Annotated in this window: 18 protein-coding genes; 8 read left to right on the forward strand and 10 right to left on the reverse strand. The window is 67.1% G+C overall.

Going from position 1 to position 20874, the window contains the following annotated elements; translation table 11 throughout:
* Positions 1-12: 12 nt before the first annotated feature.
* Positions 13-942 carry an LGFP repeat-containing protein gene (locus F0U63_RS11045; RefSeq protein WP_395845851.1) on the reverse strand — a complete coding sequence of 310 codons (930 nt, stop codon included), beginning with the start codon at positions 940-942 and terminating at the stop codon, positions 13-15.
* A complete protein-coding gene (locus tag F0U63_RS11050) occupies positions 906-1391 on the reverse strand; it encodes a hypothetical protein (RefSeq protein ID WP_395845852.1) in 486 nt (161 codons plus the stop codon). Before F0U63_RS11050 ends, F0U63_RS11045 begins: the two co-directional genes overlap by 37 nt.
* A gap of 370 nt (positions 1392-1761) precedes the next feature.
* Here F0U63_RS11050 and F0U63_RS11055 point away from each other — a divergent pair, with 370 nt between their 5' ends.
* The 4 genes from F0U63_RS11055 (at position 1762) to F0U63_RS11070 (ending at position 6872) form a co-directional block, all read left to right on the forward strand.
* Positions 1762-2514: a hypothetical protein gene (locus F0U63_RS11055; RefSeq protein WP_395845853.1), complete on the forward strand. Its 753-nt coding sequence runs from the start codon at positions 1762-1764 to the stop codon at positions 2512-2514.
* 13 nt (positions 2515-2527) lie between these two features.
* Positions 2528-4057, forward strand: a complete 1530-nt coding sequence (locus F0U63_RS11060; RefSeq protein ID WP_395845854.1) for a polymorphic toxin type 15 domain-containing protein — start codon at positions 2528-2530, stop codon at positions 4055-4057.
* Positions 4054-4710, forward strand: coding sequence for a GAD-like domain-containing protein (locus F0U63_RS11065; RefSeq protein WP_395845855.1), 657 nt, complete (start codon positions 4054-4056; stop codon positions 4708-4710). The genes F0U63_RS11060 and F0U63_RS11065 overlap by 4 nt, the downstream gene beginning before the upstream one ends.
* Before the next feature lie 266 nt (positions 4711-4976).
* On the forward strand, positions 4977-6872 hold the full coding sequence (locus tag F0U63_RS11070) for a fibronectin type III domain-containing protein (RefSeq protein WP_395845856.1): 1896 nt from the start codon (positions 4977-4979) through the stop codon (positions 6870-6872).
* Positions 6873-6887: 15 nt separating this feature from the next.
* Here the strand turns inward: F0U63_RS11070 and F0U63_RS11075 are convergent, their stop codons facing one another.
* The 7 genes from F0U63_RS11075 to F0U63_RS11105 all read right to left on the reverse strand — a co-directional run bounded on the left by F0U63_RS11075 (position 6888) and on the right by F0U63_RS11105 (position 14478).
* Positions 6888-7691 (reverse strand): lysophospholipid acyltransferase family protein, encoded by an 804-nt coding sequence (locus F0U63_RS11075; RefSeq protein WP_395845857.1) that lies wholly within the window; start codon positions 7689-7691, stop codon positions 6888-6890.
* A 208-nt stretch (positions 7692-7899) separates the two neighbouring features.
* Positions 7900-8289, reverse strand: a complete 390-nt coding sequence (locus F0U63_RS11080) for a hypothetical protein (RefSeq protein WP_395845858.1) — start codon at positions 8287-8289, stop codon at positions 7900-7902.
* Between the two features lie 891 nt (positions 8290-9180).
* The gene (locus tag F0U63_RS11085) at positions 9181-11460 is read right to left on the reverse strand and encodes a molybdopterin cofactor-binding domain-containing protein (protein ID WP_395845859.1); all 2280 of its coding nucleotides are present in this window, start codon (positions 11458-11460) and stop codon (positions 9181-9183) included.
* Positions 11453-11914, reverse strand: coding sequence for a (2Fe-2S)-binding protein (locus tag F0U63_RS11090; RefSeq protein ID WP_395845860.1), 462 nt, complete (start codon positions 11912-11914; stop codon positions 11453-11455). The genes F0U63_RS11085 and F0U63_RS11090 overlap by 8 nt, the downstream gene beginning before the upstream one ends.
* Positions 11911-12582, reverse strand: coding sequence for an Isoquinoline 1-oxidoreductase subunit (locus F0U63_RS11095; RefSeq protein ID WP_395845861.1), 672 nt, complete (start codon positions 12580-12582; stop codon positions 11911-11913). The genes F0U63_RS11090 and F0U63_RS11095 overlap by 4 nt, the downstream gene beginning before the upstream one ends.
* 178 nt (positions 12583-12760) lie before the next feature.
* Complete coding sequence (locus F0U63_RS11100) at positions 12761-13168, reverse strand: response regulator (protein WP_395845862.1); 408 nt, start codon at positions 13166-13168, stop codon at positions 12761-12763.
* Positions 13165-14478, reverse strand: a complete 1314-nt coding sequence (locus F0U63_RS11105; RefSeq protein WP_395845863.1) for a sensor histidine kinase — start codon at positions 14476-14478, stop codon at positions 13165-13167. The genes F0U63_RS11100 and F0U63_RS11105 overlap by 4 nt, the downstream gene beginning before the upstream one ends.
* A 222-nt stretch (positions 14479-14700) precedes the next feature.
* Here F0U63_RS11105 and F0U63_RS11110 point away from each other — a divergent pair, with 222 nt between their 5' ends.
* Both F0U63_RS11110 and F0U63_RS11115 read left to right on the forward strand, forming a co-directional pair.
* On the forward strand, positions 14701-16209 hold the full coding sequence (locus F0U63_RS11110; protein WP_395845864.1) for an FAD-dependent oxidoreductase: 1509 nt from the start codon (positions 14701-14703) through the stop codon (positions 16207-16209).
* 12 nt (positions 16210-16221) lie between these two features.
* Positions 16222-16920, forward strand: coding sequence for a DNA-3-methyladenine glycosylase family protein (locus F0U63_RS11115; protein WP_395845865.1), 699 nt, complete (start codon positions 16222-16224; stop codon positions 16918-16920).
* A 13-nt stretch (positions 16921-16933) separates the two neighbouring features.
* Here the strand turns inward: F0U63_RS11115 and F0U63_RS11120 are convergent, their stop codons facing one another.
* Positions 16934-17542, reverse strand: a complete 609-nt coding sequence (locus F0U63_RS11120) for an MXAN_6652 family MXYO-CTERM-anchored protein (protein WP_395845866.1) — start codon at positions 17540-17542, stop codon at positions 16934-16936.
* Positions 17543-17830: 288 nt separating this feature from the next.
* On the opposite strand from F0U63_RS11120, the gene F0U63_RS11125 reads away from it, so the two are divergent.
* Positions 17831-19282, forward strand: a complete 1452-nt coding sequence (locus F0U63_RS11125) for a lycopene cyclase (RefSeq protein ID WP_395845867.1) — start codon at positions 17831-17833, stop codon at positions 19280-19282.
* A gap of 15 nt (positions 19283-19297) precedes the next feature.
* Positions 19298-20842 carry an FAD-dependent oxidoreductase gene (locus F0U63_RS11130; RefSeq protein WP_395845868.1) on the forward strand — a complete coding sequence of 515 codons (1545 nt, stop codon included), beginning with the start codon at positions 19298-19300 and terminating at the stop codon, positions 20840-20842.
* Positions 20843-20874 lie beyond the last annotated feature (32 nt).

A 20874-nucleotide genomic window follows, 5' to 3' on the forward strand; every position in this document is an offset into this window, starting at 1 on the left:
CCTCCAGTCGGGCTACTTCATGCGAACGGAGACGGAGTTGGTGGCGGAGGACCAGGTGAGGTAGCCCTTCTGGAACTCGCTCTCACGGCCACCTGTGACGGCGTACTCGTCGGACACCGGGTAGCCCAGGGGGCTCCTCTCCCAGCCGAGTGCCGCCCACTTGTCGCGGATGAGGCCGTGCACCGCCCAGGCCCCCGTCGTCGGCGTCCAGTAGATGCTGCCGTTCTGGAAGTGGTTGTAGCGGCCCACCGTGTCTGGCGTGGTCATCTCGTCCGTGGTCGGGTAGCCCAGGGGACTCTTCTCCCAGCCGAGCGCCGCCCACTTCTCCCGGATGAGATGGTGCACCTCGTGGGCGCCGGTCTCCGGGGTCCAGTAGATGCTGCCCTGCTCGAAGTGGTTGTAGCGGCCCACCGTGTCCGGCGTCGTCATCTCGTCGGTGATGGGGTAGCCCAGGACGCTGCGCTCCCAGCCCAACTGCTCCCACTTGACGCGGATGGAGCCCATCACCACGCGAGCTCCCGTGGCCGGGGTCCAGTAGATGCTGCCCCGCTCGAAGTGGTTGTAGCGGCCCACGGTGTCCGGTGTCGCGAGTTCCCCGGCCTGGCACGCGCCCAGCAACGCGTGCCCGTTCACCGCGTCGTACTTCGCCTTGATCTCCCCCTGGAGCACGCAGCCGGAGCCCCAGTTGTACTCGCTCCGGTAGCGGGTGAAGACCGCCGTCACGAGCGAGGAGCCGCCCACCGAGGTCCTTCCGCACTGCGAGGCATACGCGCCCACCCAGGGCGTGTACGTGTAGAGCGCGGCGGTGGCCTTGGTGGCGGGCGTCACCGTGCAGGGGTCCAACGTCTGCTTGGTGACGCCGACCTTCCACCCGCTGATCGTGGGCCTGCCCGCGTCCAGGTCCTTCAGGTAGTTGCGGATCTTCGCGGCGCCGCACTCCACCTGTTTGCCAAAGCCCGCGTAGCTCGTGTCGCAGCCCCCGAGTCCGGACAGCCACAGCCGGTGGCCTGGCTCAGTTTGTTCGAGGTGCCACTCTGGATGAGGCCGGACTCGATCTGGATCCGCGCCAGCATGTAGAGCGGGCTGATGCCATACGCCCGGGAACGCTCGACGATGAGGGTGGCGGCCGTCTGGTTTTCCCACGCGGGATCCCTGTACCCGGCCAGGTAGGAGCCCTTCTGCTGGAGGAACTGCTGCACCTGCGCGACGGAGATCGTGTTTCCCCCCGTCATGTCGGCGTCCTCCATCAGCCGATGCATGTCGTGGGTCCCGGCCAGGTCGAGCAGGACCTCGCCGGTCAGCTCATCCACGGGACGCGGTTCGTCATCGGGACCACCGCAACCGAAGGCGGCCAGGGTGCACAGCAGCATGAAACGGTGGGCCAGGCGCATGCGTCTTCTCAGGGCAGGGGCCCATCGAGCAGGGCCCACCCAGGAGAGAGGCCGGGCCGGACCGCGTCCCAGGAATCGACACGAAAGGAGCGGCTGCCCTTAGAACCTGTTTCGGTAGGACCGCGAAGTCGCGGGGCTTTACATGCGGGGTGCAGCCGCAGTCCGCAGTACGAGGGCGGCGAAGCATGCAGTAAATTCGAAATATTGTAGTTCGAGTGTCCCCCATGCGCGCATCGAGCACTCCGCGTGCTGCCCGCAGGGGCGTCCGACTACGGGGAAGAGTGCACCCGGTACGCTGGTGCCAGTAGACTGCTGCGCGGCGCGGACTTCGCACGCCTGTTGCTGAGACCTCTCTTCCTGGAGCCGACGCGTGCTGACCCTCTCTCGAAGCCAGCTGAAGGTTTTCGAAGGACAGGCTACGGAGCGCCACCATCAGGCGCTCTTGTCCCACTTGAGCAAGCATTTCCCGGGCCATGCCTCGTCCCTGGGCGAATCCGGGCTCTCGCGGTTCATTCGCCACGGTCTTGGGCTGGCCAGACGGCATGGCTTTGACACCGAGCGCGACCAGTGTCTTTACATCGACCTGGCCTTCATGCTGGGTATTGGGTTTGATTCCGACCCCCAGTTGGAGTGGGCTCAGGAGATTCTGGAGGATCCGAACCTGGTAGACCCCCGCAGTCGCATGGACGATCTCTGGGATCAAGCGCTGTGCTACATGGAGCGGGTACTCGGTCCCAGGGCGGCTTTCCCCACCATGGCCTGGCGAGCTGCGCAGAGGCAGCGATTGGCGCGCGCTCCCTGCCTCTCGGTGGTCGGACAGGACCGTCTCTTGGCTCAGTTCCATGATATCTGGCCGGAGAAGGCTTGCTATGTGGGGGCCAAGGCACTCCGCGGCATGGCGGTCCAAGCTCAGGAGGCAGCCATCCGCTACGGAATCCTCCATGATACGGAGCAGGTGGAGTTTTGCATCCTGTCCTTTCTCTTCGGACACCGCTTCTATGAGGATCCCCTCTATCCATGGGTGGATGAGATCTTGACCGATGGGCGGGCCTGGGAGCGGGAGAGGAAGCTCGGCCGACTGTTGGACGCTTTCGACGAATACTTTGCCGTCGTGCTCGGTTGAAGGAGGACAGACCATGGCTGATCCCACGAGGCCCAGCAAGGCGGATGCGGGCCGCGATCAATTGGCGGGCTCTCCCGTCCAGAAATGCTCTAGCAAGCACTGGGTGGAACTCGATCACAGGACGGAATACAAAGATGACCACGGCCAGGTGGAGCCCGCGGCGGGGACGCCCTATCGAGTGACGTTTGGCGACGGCAGTTGCGTGGACGGCACGCTGGATCAAAATGGTTTCGCGCGCTTCGTTGGGATTTCCGAAGGCACCGTCCATGTGGAGTATGAGCCAGACATCGATGAGAAGGTCGCGCAACTGAAGCAACAACTTCAACAGGGGTTGAATGAGATCCTCACGGTCGAACGTGAGGAGTACCGACGCATCGATGAACAACTCGAGAAGGCCCTGACCTTTGGCCTGAATTTTCCCGGGAGCAACAGCATCGCCAAGGGGAGCATGTACACGGCGGCGTTCCTCAAAGGACTTTGGAACGGAGCCACGGGTATTCTGGAGTTCGCCTGGGATGTCATCAAGGGCACCGGTCAGGTTCTCTACGAGGTGGGCCTGAGGATCAATCCCATCACCGCTCCCGAAAAGTTCAAGGAGGATCTCCAGGCGCTGAAAGCCGCCTATACGCAACTCGGGCTCTTCCTCGATGAGGACCTCGAGGCCTATGTCATCCTCATGACCGAGCCCGAAACCTATGGCATGTTCAAGAAGTTCGGGGCAGAGCTCATATCCGCCCAGCACTACTTGGAAATGACCGAAGGCGGAGGTGAGTTGGTCCTCGATATCGCCCTGGCCATCATCACCGGCGGAGCTGGAGCTGCGTCCAACACACGCCATCTGGGCAAAATCAAGAAGCTGAAGGGAGTCGTCGACGAGCTGGTTGACGCCCTCAAGCGCATGAAGCGCCGCAAGAAGAAGCAACAGGACAAACCCGACAGGAGGCTCATCACCCGGGTTCAGCTCCAGGTGGTGCCTTGCTTCTGCCCGTATAGCGAAGTTTTCGACAATCTCTCTCCCGAAGAGAAAAAGGCCTATCTCAAGGAGTACAGTCAGCAAGTCCAGCGCCAAGAAGATGCCATCAATAATATGACGGTGGAGGAGTACCGTAAAGCAAGGGACGACTTCGAGGACGCCAAGAAAAAAGGAGTAACACGCCCTCCTGGCGCGGCCCAGAAACAACGTAGTTTCAGAAGGAAGTTCAAAAAGAAGATCCGAGACAGCATCACCATGGATATACGGGAAAAGAATCCCGAGATGGGTGCCCGAGCGGCGAAAGCGGAGGCAGGCAGGCGTGCCGACGAAGCCATGGCGAACCTGGATGCATTACATGAGTCGGATGGCGAGGCGGGTGGGTGGAACAATCCCGAGATAAAGAACATGGGCAATAGAAGCGTGAACCGCGCCATTGGCGGGAGCTGGAACCAGAAGGACCGCTTGTCCAAGATGGATGAACATGCCGCGCAGTCCACCCGAAATGGTCTGGGGAAAGAGAAAATGAAAGTCAAGCTGGACGTGTGTCGATCGAAAGGGTCCTGCCCGTGAGAGATGAGGATTTTGAGATATTTATAGAGAATTTTGGCGAGGCCACCCATCGCGAAGCCGTGCCTGAGCTGAGCTTCGAGAAGTTCCGCGGAGTCCTTCCCCAGCAGTTATTGAATTATTGGAAGGAGGAAGGTTGGTGCGGATATGCCAAGGGGTTGGTCTGGACGGTGAACCCCGAGAAGTACAGCGGACTGGTCAAGCTCTGGCTGGCGGACACCCCGTATGAGAAGCTTGATGCATTCCATGTGATAGCACGCTCGGCTTTTGGCGATCTGTACGCCTGGGGAGAGCGGACCAACAGGTACGTCGTGATCGGGTGTCCTGAGAATGCGTTGATTGCGATGGACAAGGAGTTTCGAAAGGTCCAGAAAAAACCAGACCTGGCCATTCGCGTATTCTTCTCTTCTTTCGATAGAGAGGATTTCGATCTGGAGGATGAGACGGACAAGTGGCTGTTCAAGCGGGCATTGAAGAATCTTGGCCCTCTGGGGCCGAATGAGGTCTATGGATTTGAACCTGCCCTGGTGATGGGTGGTCCAAGACGATTGGAGAATCTTGGCAAGCTCGATCTCTTTGTCCATCTGGCCATCTTGCGGCAGTTCGCAGCCCCCGTGATTCCCTTCGCGGGAGTCGATCCTGGCCCTTCGGTCTGAGCGCCGGGCCAAAGCTCGGGCAGGGACCCTTTTTTCTCCAGCAGGCGCGGCACCCGGTGACGCACCACCCCGCGCCGCCTGGGGCGCCGCCACCAGCGCGGCACTCCATCCATGAAGGGTTACCCTTCATGATTGCCTGGGGGGATTTCTTCTCCGAGAGAAACGAGAAAAATCATCCTTCAATATTTAACCCGTTTTTTATGAACCGGACCTCTTCATCGTGAACGGGTTGGTCCCAGCCAGCCCCCTCCAAGGTGTGGGTGTCCATGTTTCGAAATCTCGTCTCCGTCCGGAAGTTGATCGCGGGCACGCTGGCGTTTTCCCTCGGCTGCGGAGTGGGCCCCAGCCCCGGCATGGAGGAAGAAACCGGGTCAGCCACCGAGTCCACCCAGGGGTTGGGTGCAACGGAGCGTGCACTGGCCTCCGACCGGGCGTATCAGTGGCTCAAGGTGCAGCAGGATCTGACGAACGGGAGCGCCCTGAGCGGTCTCGTCGACAGCTTCGATGACTGGTGGAACGCCACCGAGCGCAAGCAGATCGTCTACACCTATGATCAGGCCGTGGCCGCCATCGCCTTCATGGCCAAGGGCGACCGCGTGCGCGCCGAGAAGGTGCTCGACAAGCTCGTCGCCATCCAGGATCCGGATGGCTCGTGGATCAACTCCTACTGGTGGAACGGCTACGGCGAGGAGATCCGCAAGCACGTGGGCCCGGTGGCCTGGGTCACCATGGCCTTCATGACCCACGAGAAGCTCTACGGCTCCACCACCTACCGGACCCCCGCCCGGAAGGCGTTGGAATGGATGCTCACGTTCAAGAAGCCCAACGGTGCCATCTCCGGCGGACGCACCACCTGGGACATCCAGGGCGTCTGGACGGACGAGGTCTGGAGCTCCACCGAGCACAACGAGGACGTCTACAACCTCTATCGCTACTACGCGGGCAAGTTCTCCGACCGCACCACGGCGTACAACGACGCCGCCCAGGGCGTGAAGCAGTTCCTCGACAACGTGATGTGGAACGACACCACGAAGCGCTTCTACGGCGGGTGGAAGAACAACACCGGCCTGCTGGACGCGAACGTGCCCCTGGACGTCAATCCCTGGGGTGTCCTCGCGCTCGGCTTGTCGGGCACCCGGGACTACAAGGCCTCGCTCGCCTCCGTCGACAATGCCCGGGGCGTTGGCACCGTCGCGGATCCCCGGTACGTGCACAGCCTGCCATACGAGAACACCACCATCACCGCCTATGACTTCGACTGGCAGTACGACTGCGCCCGGGCCACTGATCAGAACGGCAACTACAACGGCGACCGGTGCGCGGACATCTGGTTCGAGGGCTCGGCCTTCATGTCGGTCGCCCACTACATGAATGGCAACACGGCCAAGGCCGACTCCATCATCGACGAAATCATCAAGAAGCAGGGCACGAGCGGCTCGCTGCTCGGCGGCGTCCCCTACTCCCTCAAGGGCACCAGCAACAACTACTGGCGCATGGCCCAGGAGAACTGCGTGTCGAGCACCGGCTGGCTCCTCCTCGCCATCCACCGCTTCAATCCCTTCACCGGCTCCGTGGTGAATGGCGGCGGCGGGAACACGACCGACACCCAGGCGCCCTCCGCGCCGTCCTCCCTGAAGGTCTCGTCCACGACGAGCAGCAGCGTGACCCTGTCCTGGACGGCGTCCACGGACAACGTCGGCGTCGCGAGCTACGACATCTATCGGGGCTCGACACTGGTCGGCTCCAGCTCGGCCACCACCTTCACCGCGAGCGGCCTGTCGGCGAGCACCACGTATTCCTTCTCCATCAAGGCGCGCGACGCCGCCGGCAACACCTCCACGGCGAGCAACACCGTCAGTGCCACCACCAGTGCCTCGGGCACCGGCGACGGCCACACGACGGCCGACTACACCGCCAACGTCACCCGGACCTCCAGCACCCAGGCCAGGATCTCCTTCAAGCCCACCACCTCCGCCCTCTACGTGGACGTGCACTACACGCTCAATGGCGGCGGCCAGCAGAACTTCCGGATGGCGCTCGCCAACGGAACCTGGACGCAGGACGTGGCGGGACTGAGCGCGGGGAGCCGGCTCGAGTACTGGTTCACCTATGAGAAGTCTGGCCCGCAGTACGACTCGCCCCACTACACCTATACGCACTGAGCCGAGGAGCGCGGCTCACTCCAAGGAGGAGAGGGGGGCAGGGGAACTGCCTTCCTGTCCGCGCTCGGCGATGGCCTGGGTCACGCCGCCCCGTCCGCCGATCTCCCGGTGGAGCTGGATGACGGTGTCGCGGACCTGACGCAGCAGGGCGTCGCGGTCCGCCTTCCCGAGCCCCTTCGTGTCGATGGGCTGCCCCACCTTCACGCGGATGTCGTGCCTGCGCAGCCAGATGCCGCCGCGGGGCAGCACCTGCAGGGCGCCCTCGATGGCGATGGGGACGATGGGCACCTGGGCCTCGATGGCGAGCACGAAGGGGCCCTTCTTGAAGGGGTGGATGAGCCCGTCACTCGAGCGGGTGCCCTCGGGGAAGGCCAGGATGGACTTGCCCGCGCGGATGCGCTCGCCGGCGAGCGCCAGGCTCCTCACCGCCTCGCGATGGTTGGAGCGGTTGATGAAGATCATCCCCGTCATCGCCATGTACCAACCGAGGAAGGGCACGTACTTGAGGACGTGCTTGGCGATGAAGCGCAGGTTCACCGGCAGCGCCGCGAACGCGCAGGGGATGTCCATCGCCGACTGGTGGTTCATGATGAAGATGTGGGGCTTGCTCCAGTCGATGTCGGGCAGCGGCTCCACGAACATCCGCGAGCCGGTGATGCGCCAGTGCAGCGGGGCCCAGAAGCGCCGCGCGATCATCAGGGGCACGTTGCCGTCGAGGGTCAGGATCGCCCCCACTCCGGAGACGATGATCCAGAAGGCACCCCACGCGGCCAGGACGAGGGACTGGAGTACGTTGAGCAGAGGGTAGAGGAGCTTCATGGGCGGACATCTCCCGGCATGGCGGTGCCTTTCCGGGAATGGCCCTCTATCACGCTCCAGGGGCGGCGGGAGGGAGACCCGGTGCCCCTGGAGCGGCAGCAGAGGCTGAAACGCCTCCCACTGCCGCTCATTCAGCTCGTAGCCCGTCACGCGAGCTCACCTCCTCCACGAGGTAAAGGCCCGCGCTCGCGCTTCCCTCAGACAGCGCCTAGTTGAGGATGATCCCTTGGAAGAAGCGGAAGACGTACATCGTCGGGCTGTTGAAGGTGCTGAGCGACGGGCCCCAGCCGTACAGCAAGCCGTTCTCACACACGGGGTTGCTGATCTGCCCCACCACGGCTCCCGTGGTGCGCGAGATGAACCACACCTTACCGTCCTGGTCCACCTGGTGGTGCATGTAGCTCGGGTTGTTGATGGAGAACGGCTGGTCGAGCGGCTGGGGGCCGTTCTTACGGTCCGAGAAGAGCTGGCGAGCTCCCTGATTGTTGCTAAACGACGACCCCATGGACGTGCTGTTGAGCCTCACCATGAGGCCATACGACTCCCCATTCGGGAGAGTCGCCGCGTAGGTGACCGGGGCGGCTTTATCGGGTTGCATGGCCACGTACGTGAAACCTACCGAAGTTCCGCCTATGTCGAGCCACTGGAAATAGGGAGCCAGGAATGACTGGCAATCCGCCTTCGCGGCACTCGCGAACAGAGACACCATCAGACAGAGGGAACCGACCAGACTCGAACGAAGATTCGACATCGTGCAAACCCCTTTCAATTGATGCGCGCAATTCGGGAGACCTGCTTCGTTGCAAATTGATTGAGTTCACGGAGGCCCACGTCTGTCCTCCAGGAACAGCAATCACTCTCAAGGTGGCCTGTCGTCACGAGCGTCTCCCATGCCCGTGAGCGCAAGCACCTCGGAGGTTTCTCCGATGGAATGAGCCAATGACTTGGCAGACCCAGTCCCCTGCCGCGCCCCTCGAGGGGAACGGCTTGGGCAGGCATGTGTCTTCTGGGAGGGGCGCACGGCCGCTACACCGGTCCGTTACATGCCCTCCCAGTCACCCACCTCTCCTTTTCTTCAACAATCGAATTTCAACGCAAAAACAATCCACCTCATGGGAATTTCTCTCCACTCGAGAATCCCTGGTTCATCGCACGCACGGCGCGAGCTGGAGATTCCGGCCACTCTCCTCTACCGCTGCTTCCACGTAGATGCTGTGAACCGGTTCACACCCTGTGTCGAAAAGTTCCGATTGCCCCAGGGTGGCCGTCAACGCGGGGCACGCCAGTTCCCGTTCCCCGCCGTGACAGCGGGAAACCGGTGAATGGCAACGGAGTTGTCACGAGAAGCCAACTCAAGCACTCCGCCGAAACGAAGGCACCGCCAGGATGGCGAGCGGGGAGGGATTGAGTGTGACGAAGCGAATGGCGGCCAGGTGGCCGGGGCCCCACTCCCTTCATGGGGGAGCCCCGGCCGTCCCTGTTATCCGACTCAGACGCGGACCGAACGCACGAACGGCAGCTCGCGCACGCGGGTGCCGGTGAGCGCGAAGATGGCGTTGGCGAGCGCGGGGGCCACGGGGGGCACTCCCGGCTCTCCGACGCCGCCCGGCGCGCCCTCGCTGGGAATCACGTCGACGTGGATGCGCCGGGGCGTCTCCGCGATGCGCACCAGGCGGTAGTCGCGGAAGTTGCTCTGCTCGGTGGCTCCGTCCTTCATGGTGATGGCGCCATAGAGCCCCAGGCTCATGCCGAAGACGATGGCGCCCTCGAACTGCGCCCGCACGCGCTCCGCGTTGATGATGGTGCCCGCGTCCGCGACGATCCACGCCTCGTCCACGCGGATGCGCTCGTCCGCGTCCTTCACCACGGACATCACCACCGCCACGTAGGACAGGAAGCTGCGGTGCGCCGCGAGCCCCAGCGCGCGTCCTTCCTTCTTGCGCGAGTCCCAGCGCGACAGCTCCGTCACGCGCTCGATGACGCGGCGCATGCGCCCGGTGTCGATGGGGTGCTCCTCCAGGGACTGGCCGTAGTTGGGCACCTTCTCCACGCCCAGCTCCTGGGGCGTCACGATGCGCGGCGGGCCGATGAGCTCGAGCCGCGTGTCGCGGGGATCCGTGCCGCGCGCGTGGGCGATCTCGTCGATGAAGCTCTGCACGGCGAACGCGTGGTAGATGTTGGCCACCGAGCGCAGCCAGCCGATGCGTGTATGCGCGCGGGCCTCGCAGTTCTCCGTGCGCACGTTCGGGATGGCGAGCGGCAGATCCAGGATGCCCTGGTTGAGCTCGCTGTCGCCCGCGAACGTGGCGCCCGAGAAGATGGAGCCGATGGGCGGGAACGCGATGCGCTGGTGCCAGGCCTGGACCTTGCCCGAGTCGTCGAGCGCGGCCGTCAGCCGCTGCGCGCACGTGGAGTGGTAGTAGTCGTGGCGCACGTCATCCTCGCGCGTCCACTGCATGCGCACGGGGGCACCCACGGCGCGCGACACCAGGGCGGCCTCCGCCACGTAGTCCGGCTTGGACTTGCGGCCGAAGCCGCCACCCAGCAGCGTCACGTGGATGGTGACCTGGCTCTCGTCGACGCCGAGCGCGCGCGCGACCTCGGTGCGGGCGGACTGGGGATTCTGGGTCGCCGCCCAGACCTCGCACCGGCCACCCTCCACCCGCGCGACCGCCGCGGGCGGCTCCATGGGCGCATGGGCCAGGTGCGGCGTGTGGTAGTCGGCCTCGAGCTTGCGCTTCGCGCTCGCGAGCGTCGCGTCGGCATTGCCCACGTTGCGCACGACCTTGCCCGCGGAGCCGATGGCCTTCGTCAGCTCCTGCCGGTACGCCTCCGAGTCGTAGCCCGCGTTGTCCCCGTGCTCCCACGTCACCTCGAGCGCCGCGCGCCCGCGCATCGCCGCCCAGGTGTTCTCCGCCACGACGGCGATGCCTCCGAGTGGCTGGAAGGCGAAAGGCAGCTTGGGCGCGGGCAGCTCCACCACCTGCTTGACGCCCGGCACCGCGAGGGCGCGCGTCGCGTCGTAGCGGGCGACCCGGCCGCCAGCGACGGGAGGCCGGACCACCATCGCGGTGAGCATGCCGGGCAGCACCACGTCCGCGCCGAACTGGGCCTTGCCGGTGACGATGTCCGGCCCGTCGAGCAGCGGCAGCTCCTTGCCCAGGTGGCGCAGCTCGGAGCGGGGCCGCAGCGTGACGTCCTTGCGCGCGGGCACCGGGAGCTTCGCGGCGTCGTTCGCCAGCTCTCCAAAGCCGATGGAGCGCTTGCTGGCCGGGTGGAACACGGCATGGTCCTGGGCCACGCAGGTGTTCGCGGGCACGCCCCAGCGCCGGGCAGCGACGGTGATGAGCATGGTGCGTGCCGTGGCGCCCACGTAGCGCAGGTTCGTGAAGATCTTGCGCACGCTGCTCGAGCCGTCGGTGTTCTGGTCTCCGTAGGCCTTGTCCCCATCGCCCTGGATGACCTTCACCCGGGCCATGTCCGCGCCGAGCTCGTCCGCGATGAGCACGGGCAGGGAGCTGCGCACGCCCTGGCCCATCTCCGAGCGGTGGCACACCACCGTCACCACGCCATCGGGTGCCACGTGCACGTAGACGTTGGGGCGGAAGCCCTGCTCGGGCAGGGGCGGGTAGGTCGTGGGCATCGTGGCGGCCCGCGCGTTCGTGGGCAGCAGCTCGAGCGCCAGCCCGGCGGCGACCAGTCCCACTCCCTCGAGGAAGGACCGGCGCGACAGGCGGATGGGGTTGTCGTCCAGGGGGTGCTCACTCATGGGGAAGACCCGCCGCCTTCTTGATGGCGCAGCGAATGCGCGTGTACGTGCCACACCGGCACAGGTTGCCGCTCATCGACTGATCGATCTCGCTGTCGCTGGGCTGGGGCTTCTTCGCGAGCAGGGCCGCCGCGGTCATGATCTGCCCGGACTGGCAGAAGCCGCACTGGGGCACGGCGAGCTCCACCCACGCCTTCTGCAGGGGGTGCGAGCCATCGGCGGACAGGCCCTCGATGGTGGTGACGTGGCGTCCCGCGGCGCGGCTCACCGGGGTGACGCACGCGCGCACGGCCTCGCCATCCAGGTGCACGACACACGAGCCGCACAGCGCCTGGCCACAACCGTACTTGGTGCCCGTCAGGCCGAGCACGTCCCGCAGGGCCCAGAGCAGCGGCATCTCCGGGTCGACCTCGAGTTCGCGCTCGGTTCCGTTCAACTTCAGGTGGATGCTCATGGCCGTGCCTCCTCGTCCGGACACTCGGCGCCGTCCTTCGCCCACGCGGCGATCAAGGCCCCGAACTGTTCTTGCGTCCCGGGCGCGGGAACCCGATCCCACCCCGGTTTCCATCCCCACGCGACGAGCTCATCGTGCGCGGAGTGCTCGATGATTTCCTCGAGGCTCTTGTCGCCGTTGCGCTGGCGATCCTTGAGCTGCTCGCACAGCGCGCGGGGCGTCACGCCCACCCAGGCCATCGAGCGCGGCGCGAGGTGCCACTTGGGCGCGCCCGGCACCCGCGCGTGCGCGAGGTTCTTGTCCTGATGGCAGGAGGTGCACTCGAGGCCCGGCACGCCCTGATCCTTGGCGCCGCGGAAGACGGGCGGATCATGCGCGAGCCCGTGCTCGCCCTGGGCGGGCGTGTCCCCGGCGGGGTGGCAGTTGGTGCAGCGCGGATGGAGCATCACGCGGCTGGCCTCCAGGAAGAGGGCCCGCGAGCGCTCCGGACGGGAGGTGATGCGCGCGAACATGTCCGGCGTGCGCAACTGCTGGGCCGTCACGGGGGGCAGCTGCGAGGCGGGGCTCGCGTTCGCGCCGCCGCGGCCTGAACTACACGCCAGCGCGAGCACGGCGCACAGGGCCCCCGCTCCCAGAGAAGCGGTGAGGATGCCCGGGCGATGCGTCATGGAGACCTCCAGGCGGGGTGGGGGAATGGCCCCGAGCCAGAGTCGACCATTGTGCGCCTGGAGCTGTTTCTCCCCAAACCAGATGTTGTGAATGGGCCTTGAAGGGCTCCTTCATAATGCCCGGTGGAGCGTCACGGAGCGTCTCTGTCGAAGACGCGGCGGGCGTGCGGGCAGGGCCTCAGAGCGCCGGTTTCGCGATGGCGAGCATGCGCTTCACCTCGCGCAGCAGGGCATCGGGCAGGCACGGCTTGGTGACGTACGAATCGCAGCCCGCGTCCTGGGCCTCGCGCGAGTGCCCATCCAGCGCGTGCCCGGTGAGCGCCACCACGGGGATGGCCTTGGTGCGCGCGTCGCCCTTGAGCCGGCGCGTGGCCTCCCAGCCATCCATCACCGGCAGGGACAGGTCCATGAGGACGACGGCGGGCCGGAACTCCATGGCCTTCTCCACCGCCTCCAGCCCGTTGCGCGCCTGGATGACCCGGTAGCCGGAGAACTCCAGGTACTCGGCGTACATCTCCCGGGCATCCTGATAGTCATCCACGATGAGGATGAGCGGTGCGGACTCGTTGCCCATGGCTTGGGTCATGACCGCCTCGCGAGGCGGGGCAGGTGCAGGGTGAACGTCGAGCCCTGGCCCACGGCGCTCTCCAGGCTCACGCGCCCGTCGAGCATCGCGGCCAGCCGACGGCAGATGGACAGGCCGAGCCCCGTTCCCCCGTAGGCCCGCGTGGGGGAGTTGTCCACCTGCTGGAAGTCCTCCCAGATGCGCTCCTGATGGGCCGGATCGATGCCGATACCGGTGTCCGCCACGGAGATGTGGAACGCGGCGGTGGCGACCTCGTACCTCGCCTTCACCTGGATGCTCCCCTCGTGGGTGAACTTCAGGGCGTTGGACAGCAGGTTGACGACGATCTGCTTCACCTTCTGCCGGTCGCTGTTCACCACGGGCAGGTTCGGTTCCACCTGGGTGCTCACCGCCAGCTTCGAGCGGACGATGATGGGATCCAACTCCGCGGTGACTTCCTGGAGCAGCTCGGGCAGGCGGAACTCGGACAGGTGCAGCGGCATCCTTCCCGCCTCGATGCGGGTGATGTCGAGGATCTCGTTGATGATCTCCAGGAGGTGGCGCCCGTTGGAGTCGATGCGGCTGAGGCTGCGGCGCTGCGGAGGGGGCAGCTCGCCGTTGACGCCCTGCAGCAGCATGTTGGTGTAGCCGAGGATGGCGTTGAGCGGCGTGCGCAGCTCGTGGCTCATGTTGGCGAGGAACTGGGACTTGGCGGCGCTCGCCTGCTCCAACTGGATGGCCTGGCGGCGCAAGAGCTCGTTCTGCGTGGCCAGCTCCTCGGTGGCGGCGTTGACGCGGGCGGCCAGCTCACTGGAGGCGGCCTCGAGCCGGGTGAGCTGCCGGCCCTTGTACAGGCGCGTGAGGTGCGAGCCCAGGTGGCCCGCGAGCCAACGCACGTCCGGGGACAGCTCCGACGAGGCGGGCGTGACCAGCAGCAAGCCCGGCGGAGGGATGCCGGGGGCCGCCTTGCCGAGCGACAGTGAGAAGAGCCCCCGGCGCAGCGGCAACAACTCCGAGGAGAGCTGGCCCGGAGCGATCCACCGGGGCTCGGACCACTGGAGGGCGTCCACCAGCGGGTGCTTCGTCTCGTGCAGCGCGAGCACGACGCTCTCCACGCCGGGCATCCCATAGGAGGCCAGGGGCACGAGGGAATCGGATTCGTCGGGTGCCAGACACAACACCTGCTCCACTTGCGCGTGGTGCACGAGCCAGGACACGGCGGCTTCGGCACACGCCCGGGCGTCATCGCACCCGAGCAGCAACTCCGAGAAGGCGAGTCGGGCCTCGGAGCTGGGCGCGGGATGTGTTGGCAGTGCGGCAATGGATGGCAAGACGTAACGCTCCGGTGTCCGTGGGGTTCAGAGGTCTCGGGTGCGGATCATGGAGTCGAGTGACTCCATGGTAGTGTGTCCCCTCCTTGCCCCGGCCAACGCCCGCCAGGCCCGGTTGTTGGGTCTTATACAAAAAAAAGCCTCGATGGAGGACAGGCAGGCAGGCGGACCTGTCCGCTCGTCCCCCCTGCCAGCCCTCGGCCGAGTTCCTAGCCTTGGAAGATGGTCGATGAGCGCGAGCATCAATCCCTGTGGACGGTGTCGGCCCCGGCGCGGCGTTACCCCCCGCTGCCGGGGGATCTCGAGGTCGACGTGGTGGTGGTGGGGGGCGGAATCGCGGGGCTCACCACCGCCTGGCTGCTCAAGCAGGAGGGCAAGCGGGTCGCCGTGGTGGAGATGCACCGCGTCCTGACGGGGCAGACGGGGCAGACGACGGCGCACCTCACGGAGCTGCTGGACGTCTCCTACGACACGCTGGCGTCGGACTTCGGGGAGAAGGGGGCGCGGCTGGCGGCCGAGTCCGTGCGCGCCTCCATCGAGAAGATCTCCAGCCTGGTGGAGCAGCTGGGCATCGCGTGTGATTTCCAGCGGGTGCCCGGCTACCGCTACGCGGAAACGGAGGACGAGGCGCGGCAGCTCGAGCACGAGGCCTCCGCGGCCCGGCGGGCGGGTCTGCTGTGCTCGCTGACCCGGGACGTGCCGCTGCCCTATCCGGTGACGCTGGCGCTGCGGGTGGAGGATCAAGCGCAGTTCCACCCCCGCGCGTACCTCCAGGCGCTCGCGGAGCGGATCGTCGGGGAGGGCAGCCACGTCTTCGAGGAGACGCAGGTCACCGACATCCACGAAGGGGCGCCCTGCCGGGTGCGGACCACGCGCGGGGAGCTCCTCTGCCAGGAGGTGGTGGAGGCGACGACCACGCCCCTCAACCGCGTCCTGCTGCACACCAAGCTCATGCCCTACCGCTCCTATGCACTGGCGGCGCGGCTCGAGGCCCCCCTGGCACCGGGGCTCTATTACGACAGCAAGGACCCCTACCATTACATCCGCACCCAGCGCCTGGACGGCGCGGACTACGTCATCGTCGGGGGCGAGGACCACAAGGTGGGGGCCGAGGAGGACACGGCCCGCCGCTACCTGGCCCTGGAGGAGTACCTGCGGCAGCACTTCCCGGCGTCGCGGGTGGAGTACCGCTGGTCGGGCCAGGTCATCGAGCCGGTGGATGGACTCGCGTACATCGGCCGCAACGGCGGCTCGCGCCACGTGTGGGTGGCCACGGGCTTCTCGGGCACGGGCATGACGTTCGGGACGCTGGCGGGGATGATCCTCTCGGATCTGATCCTCGGCCGGGACAACCGCTACGCCTCGCTCTATGACGCCACGCGGGTCAAGCCGGTGGCGGGGGCGAAGGACTTCGTCCACGAGAACGCGGAGGTGGCGTTCCACTTCGTGGCGGACCGGCTGGCGAGGCCGGACACGCACGACCTGTCCGACGTGCCGCCCGGCGAGGGCCGCATCGTGGAGGTGGAGGGCCGCAAGGTGGCCGTCTACCGGGAGACGTCCGGCGGCGTCCACGCGCTCAGCCCGGTGTGCACCCACCTGGGGTGCCATGTGCACTGGAACAACGCCGAGCGCTCGTGGGACTGCCCGTGCCATGGCGGCCGCTACAGCCCGACGGGCGAGGTGCTCAACGGCCCTCCGGTGAAGGGGCTCGCGTCGAAGAAGATCCGCTGAGACGATGCGCGCATGCCCGCCTCTTCCCGCGCCGCTCCCGCGAGCGACTCCGTGCCCTCGCCCGACAGCCTCCTGCCCGAGGGTTTCACGCCCGCCGCCCGCCGTGCCCTGGCCAAGGCGGATCCCCTCCTCGGCGCGTTGATGAAGCAGGTGGGGCCGTTGCGGCTGGAGGTGGAGGCCCTGCGCAATCCCTTCGTGGCGCTGGCGCGCTCCATCGCCTACCAGCAGCTCACGGGCAAGGCGGCGGCCACCATCTTCGCCCGCGTGTGCGAGCGCGTGGGCCAGGGCGCGCGCTTCACGCCGGAGGCGGTGCTGGCCGTGCCGGTGGAGGAGTTGCGCGCGGCGGGACTGTCCGGGGCGAAGGCGGCGGCGATGAGGGATCTGGCGCTCAAGGCCCGGGAAGGGGAGGTGCCCACGCTGGCGAGGGCCCGGCGCATGAGCGATGCGGCGCTGGTGGAGCACCTGACGAAGGTGCGGGGCATCGGGCAGTGGACGGTGGAGATGATGCTCATCTTCCGGCTGGGCCGGCCGGACGTGCTGCCCGTGGATGACTACGGGGTGCGCAAGGGCTTCATGCGCACCTATGGGCTGGCGGAGATGCCCCGGGCCCGGGAACTGCTGGCCCACGGGGAGCGCTGGAGGCCGTGGCGCTCGGTGGCGAGCTGGTACATGTGGCGGGCGCTCGAACTGCCGAAGACCCCGGCCCCCTGAAGCGCGTGGCGCCCTAGCCCTGACGGCGGCGCAGGCGCGTCAGCGTGGCCGCCGCGAGCGCGAAGACGAGCATGGGCGAGCCACCCGTGGCCGAGCATCCGCCCTTGTCCTCGTCCGGCTCGGTGGGCGCCGTTCCCCCGGAGACCGTCACGTTCAGCGTCGTGGTCGAGCCGCGGTCGCCCGTTTCGGCGTAGTTCTTGTTGGCCGAGTTGCCCGCGGCGAAGAGCTTGACGCTGCCGCTGGCGGGGGCGACCAGGGAGAAGTCGAAGCGCAGCTCGCCATTGGTGAACGACTTCATCCCGTTGTGGGTGAGCTCACTGCCCATCTTCTGGCTCCCCTCGCCCGCCTGGAGGACCGCCGCCGCGTTGTCCACGGCGATGTTCATGCCTCCCACGTTCGCGGCGCCGCCCTTGATGATGAGCGTGTACTGGCCCGTGGCGTTGGGCTCGAGCGTCGTGGGTCCGGAGATTTCCACCGTGGGCGCGGTGCCGCCCATGTGGCAGGTGTTGCACGTCGATCCGTTCTTGCCCGATTGGCCGGTAATGCCCGAGCTGTTGGCGAGGGCCGACGTCGAGAACAGGCAAGCGGAGATGACACTCACGGTACCGAGAGAAGCGCGCATTCGACCTCCAAGAGGGGGGAGCTGTGCTGATGGAGATTCTCTTCGTAGCCCGGTTCGCGCCGCTGGGAAATGTCACGATTCAGCGATAGGTCGAATCTCCCCGGAGGGTGGAGCGCGGCTGGAGGTTGACGGGCGCGTGGGGCGCCGTTCCATCCCGGTGGAGTGTCACTCGAAGAACGAGTGCTCCCGGCGGGCTCATACCAAGCGTCCGGTAGTGTTCCCGCGTGTGACCTGAGCCGGATGGAGGGCGCGGCATCTGGTTCAGTGTCCCGGCGAGGGGGGGCACGGATGAGACTGGAGACACTCAAGGCCCGGGTGCGCGAGGCGGGAGGACCCGAGCTGCTCGAGCGGTTGGAGTGGCTCGATGCGCAGGGGACCCGGCCACCCACCGAGCCCCGTCTGGTCGGCAGGCCGGACGCGAGGCGGCGCCCGGACTTCGACGTCGTGCTCGCGGGTGGGGGGCTGTCGCTCCTGTACGCGCCCGTGCTGGCCGGCTTCGGCCTGAAGGTCGGCGTGTTCGACCGGGCCCGGGCGGCGGCGGTGCATCGCGAGTGGAACATCAGCGGCTCGGAGCTGGTGCCCCTGACGGCCAGTGGCCTCTTCACGCCGCCGGAGGTGGAGTCCCTCATCGTCGCCCGCTACGCGCGCGGCGTGTGCCGCTGGCACGGGGGCGGTGAGTACCCGGTGAGGGGCGTGCTCGATCACGCCCTCGACGCGGGCCGGTTCCTCTCCGAGGTGCGCCGCCGCGCCGGGCTGCGTGGCGTGTCCTTCCACGACGGCCATACCCTGGTGGGCCTGCGCGAGGGCCCCCACTGCGTGCGCCTGCTGTTCGAGCGCGCCGGGGGCGGATGGAGCGACGTGACGGCCCGCGTGGTGCTCGATGCGCGGGGCTCTTCGAGTCCCCATGCGACCGCGGATCTGATCTGCCCCACGGTGGGCGGGGTGCTGTCCGGGTTGAAGCAGGGCAGTGCTCCGCACGAGGTGGATCCCCGGGTGGGCGACATCCTGGTGACGACCGAGGGCGTGGAGGGGGGACGCCAGTACATCTGGGAAGGGTTTCCCGGGCGCGCGGGGGAGACCACGGTCTATCTCTTCTATTACGCGCGGGCGCGCCGGAGCCGGGAACATGGGCTCTTGCCGCTCTACGGGCGGTTCTTCGAGCGGCTCGGCCGCTACAAGCGGGGCGAGCCGCGCCTGCTCCGGCCGACGTTCGGCTACATCCCGGGCTGGTCGCGGCTGACTCCCGCCCCGAGAGCGCCGGAGCGCCGGGTGGTGCTGGTGGGGGACGCGGCCGCGCGCCACTCGCCCCTCACCTATTGTGGCTTCGGAGGGATGATGCGCTCGTTCCTCCCCGGCTCCCGGGCGCTCGCGGAGGCACTCGCGCGGGACCGCTTTCCTCCCGGCCCCATCGTCCATGACACGCCCCTGCATTCCGTGACGGGGTTGCTGGCGCTCTCCATGGCCATTCCCTCGCGTGCTCCGGAGCGCCGCGACGAGGTGAATCAATTGCTGGATACGGCCTTCGCCGTCCTCCACGCGCAGGGCAACGACTCCTACGCGGCCATGCTCAAGGATCAAATGGAGGGGCGCGACTTCGCGCGGTTCCTCGGGGAGAGCGCGCGGAGGCGGCCCCAGGTGTTCCGGGAGCTGCGCACGCTCGCGCATGCCGGTCCGTTGGCGCTCGCCCGCTGGCTGGAGGGGTTCTCCCGCCTGCTGCTCAACCCGTTCCTCGCACCCTGATGGGAGGTGGGCCCCATGCGCCTGCCGTTCGAGTGGTCGAAGCTCTCCGTTCCCCGCTTGTCTCCCGAGAAGCTCCCGCCCGCGCGTCTGGCGCTCCAGCCACGCGCCCCCGGGGGCGCCACCGCGGCGGTGGTGGGCGGAGGTCTGGCGGGTCTGGCGGCCGCCACGGTGCTCGCCGAGCGCGGTGTCTCCGTCACGGTCATCGAGCGGGAGCCATACCTGGGAGGCCGGGTGGGTGGTTGGCGGGAGCGGTTGGCGGAGGGCGAGCCATTCGACATGGAGCGCGGCTTCCATGCCTTCTTCCGGCAGTACTACAACCTGCGTGCGTTGTTGCGCCGGGTGGATCCCCGCGGAGAGCGCCTGCTCAAGCTGGACGACTATCCCCTGCTGGGACCGGAGGGGCGCCGGGAGTCCTTCTCCGGCCTTCCCGCGCGGCCTCCCTTCAACCTGGTGGGGCTCGTGGCCCGCACGCCATCGCTGCGGCTCAAGGACCTGCTCCACCTCGAGACGCGCTCGGGCCTGGCGATGCTCACGTTCGACATGGAGCGCACGTACGCCCGGTTCGATCACCGCACCGCGCGTGAGTTCCTGGACTCGCTCCGCTTCCCGCCGCATGCCCGGCGCATGCTGTTCAATGTCTTCGCGCACTCCTTCTTCAACCCGGAAGAGGAGATGTCGGCGGCCGAGCTGCTGATGATGTTCCACTTCTACTTCATGGGGAATCCGGAGGGCCTCGTCTTCGACGTGCTCACGCAGCCCTTCTCGCTGGCGCTGTGGCATCCGCTGCGCCGCTACCTGGAGTCACTGCGGGTGGGCTTCCGGCTGTCCCAGTCGGTCACTGCGGTGGAGCCCCGGGTGGATGGGAAGTTCCGGTTGCAGGTGGAGGGGAAGCAGCCGCTCGACGCGGACGCGGTGGTGCTCGCTACGCCGGTGCCCGCGCTCCAGCGGATCGTGGCCCGGTCACCGGAGCTGCTGGATCGCGCGTGGCGCGCGCGGGTGGAGGGGCTGGCGTTGACGTCGCCGTTCGCGGTGTGGCGGCTGTGGTTGGATCGCCCATCGCGGCCCGGGCGTGCTCCGTTCGCGGGGACGACGGGGGTGGGGATGATCGACAACATCTCGCTCTACCACCTGTTCGAGAGCGAGAGCCGGGACTGGGCGGCGCGCACAGGAGGAGCGGTGGTCGAGCTGCATGCCTACGGTTTGCCCCGAGGGGTGGACGAAGTGGAGGTCCGGAGGGACTTGCTGGCCGGCCTGCACGAGTTCTACCCGGAGTTCCGTGACGCGCGGGTGCTGGAGGAGCGCTTCCTGTGGCGTCAGGACTGTCCGGCGTTCGCGCCGGGCTCGTTCGCCTCGCGGCCGGGGCCGGAGACGCCCTCGTCCCGGGTGGCGCTGGCGGGGGACTTCACGCGCCTGCCCATCCCCACGGCCTTGATGGAGCGGGCGGCCACTTCGGGCTTCCTGGCGGCCAATCACCTGCTCGCGGGTTGGGACGTCCAGGGCGAGGACATCTGGTCCGTTCCGCGGCGGGGCCTGCTGGCCGGGCTGCCGCTGCTGGACTGAGGGGGGAGGTGCCTGCCCCCTCACGGGAGCAG

It is taken from the genome of Cystobacter fuscus (genome assembly GCF_044360685.1).
In the GTDB taxonomy this organism is placed as follows: Bacteria; Myxococcota; Myxococcia; order Myxococcales; family Myxococcaceae; genus Cystobacter; species Cystobacter fuscus_C.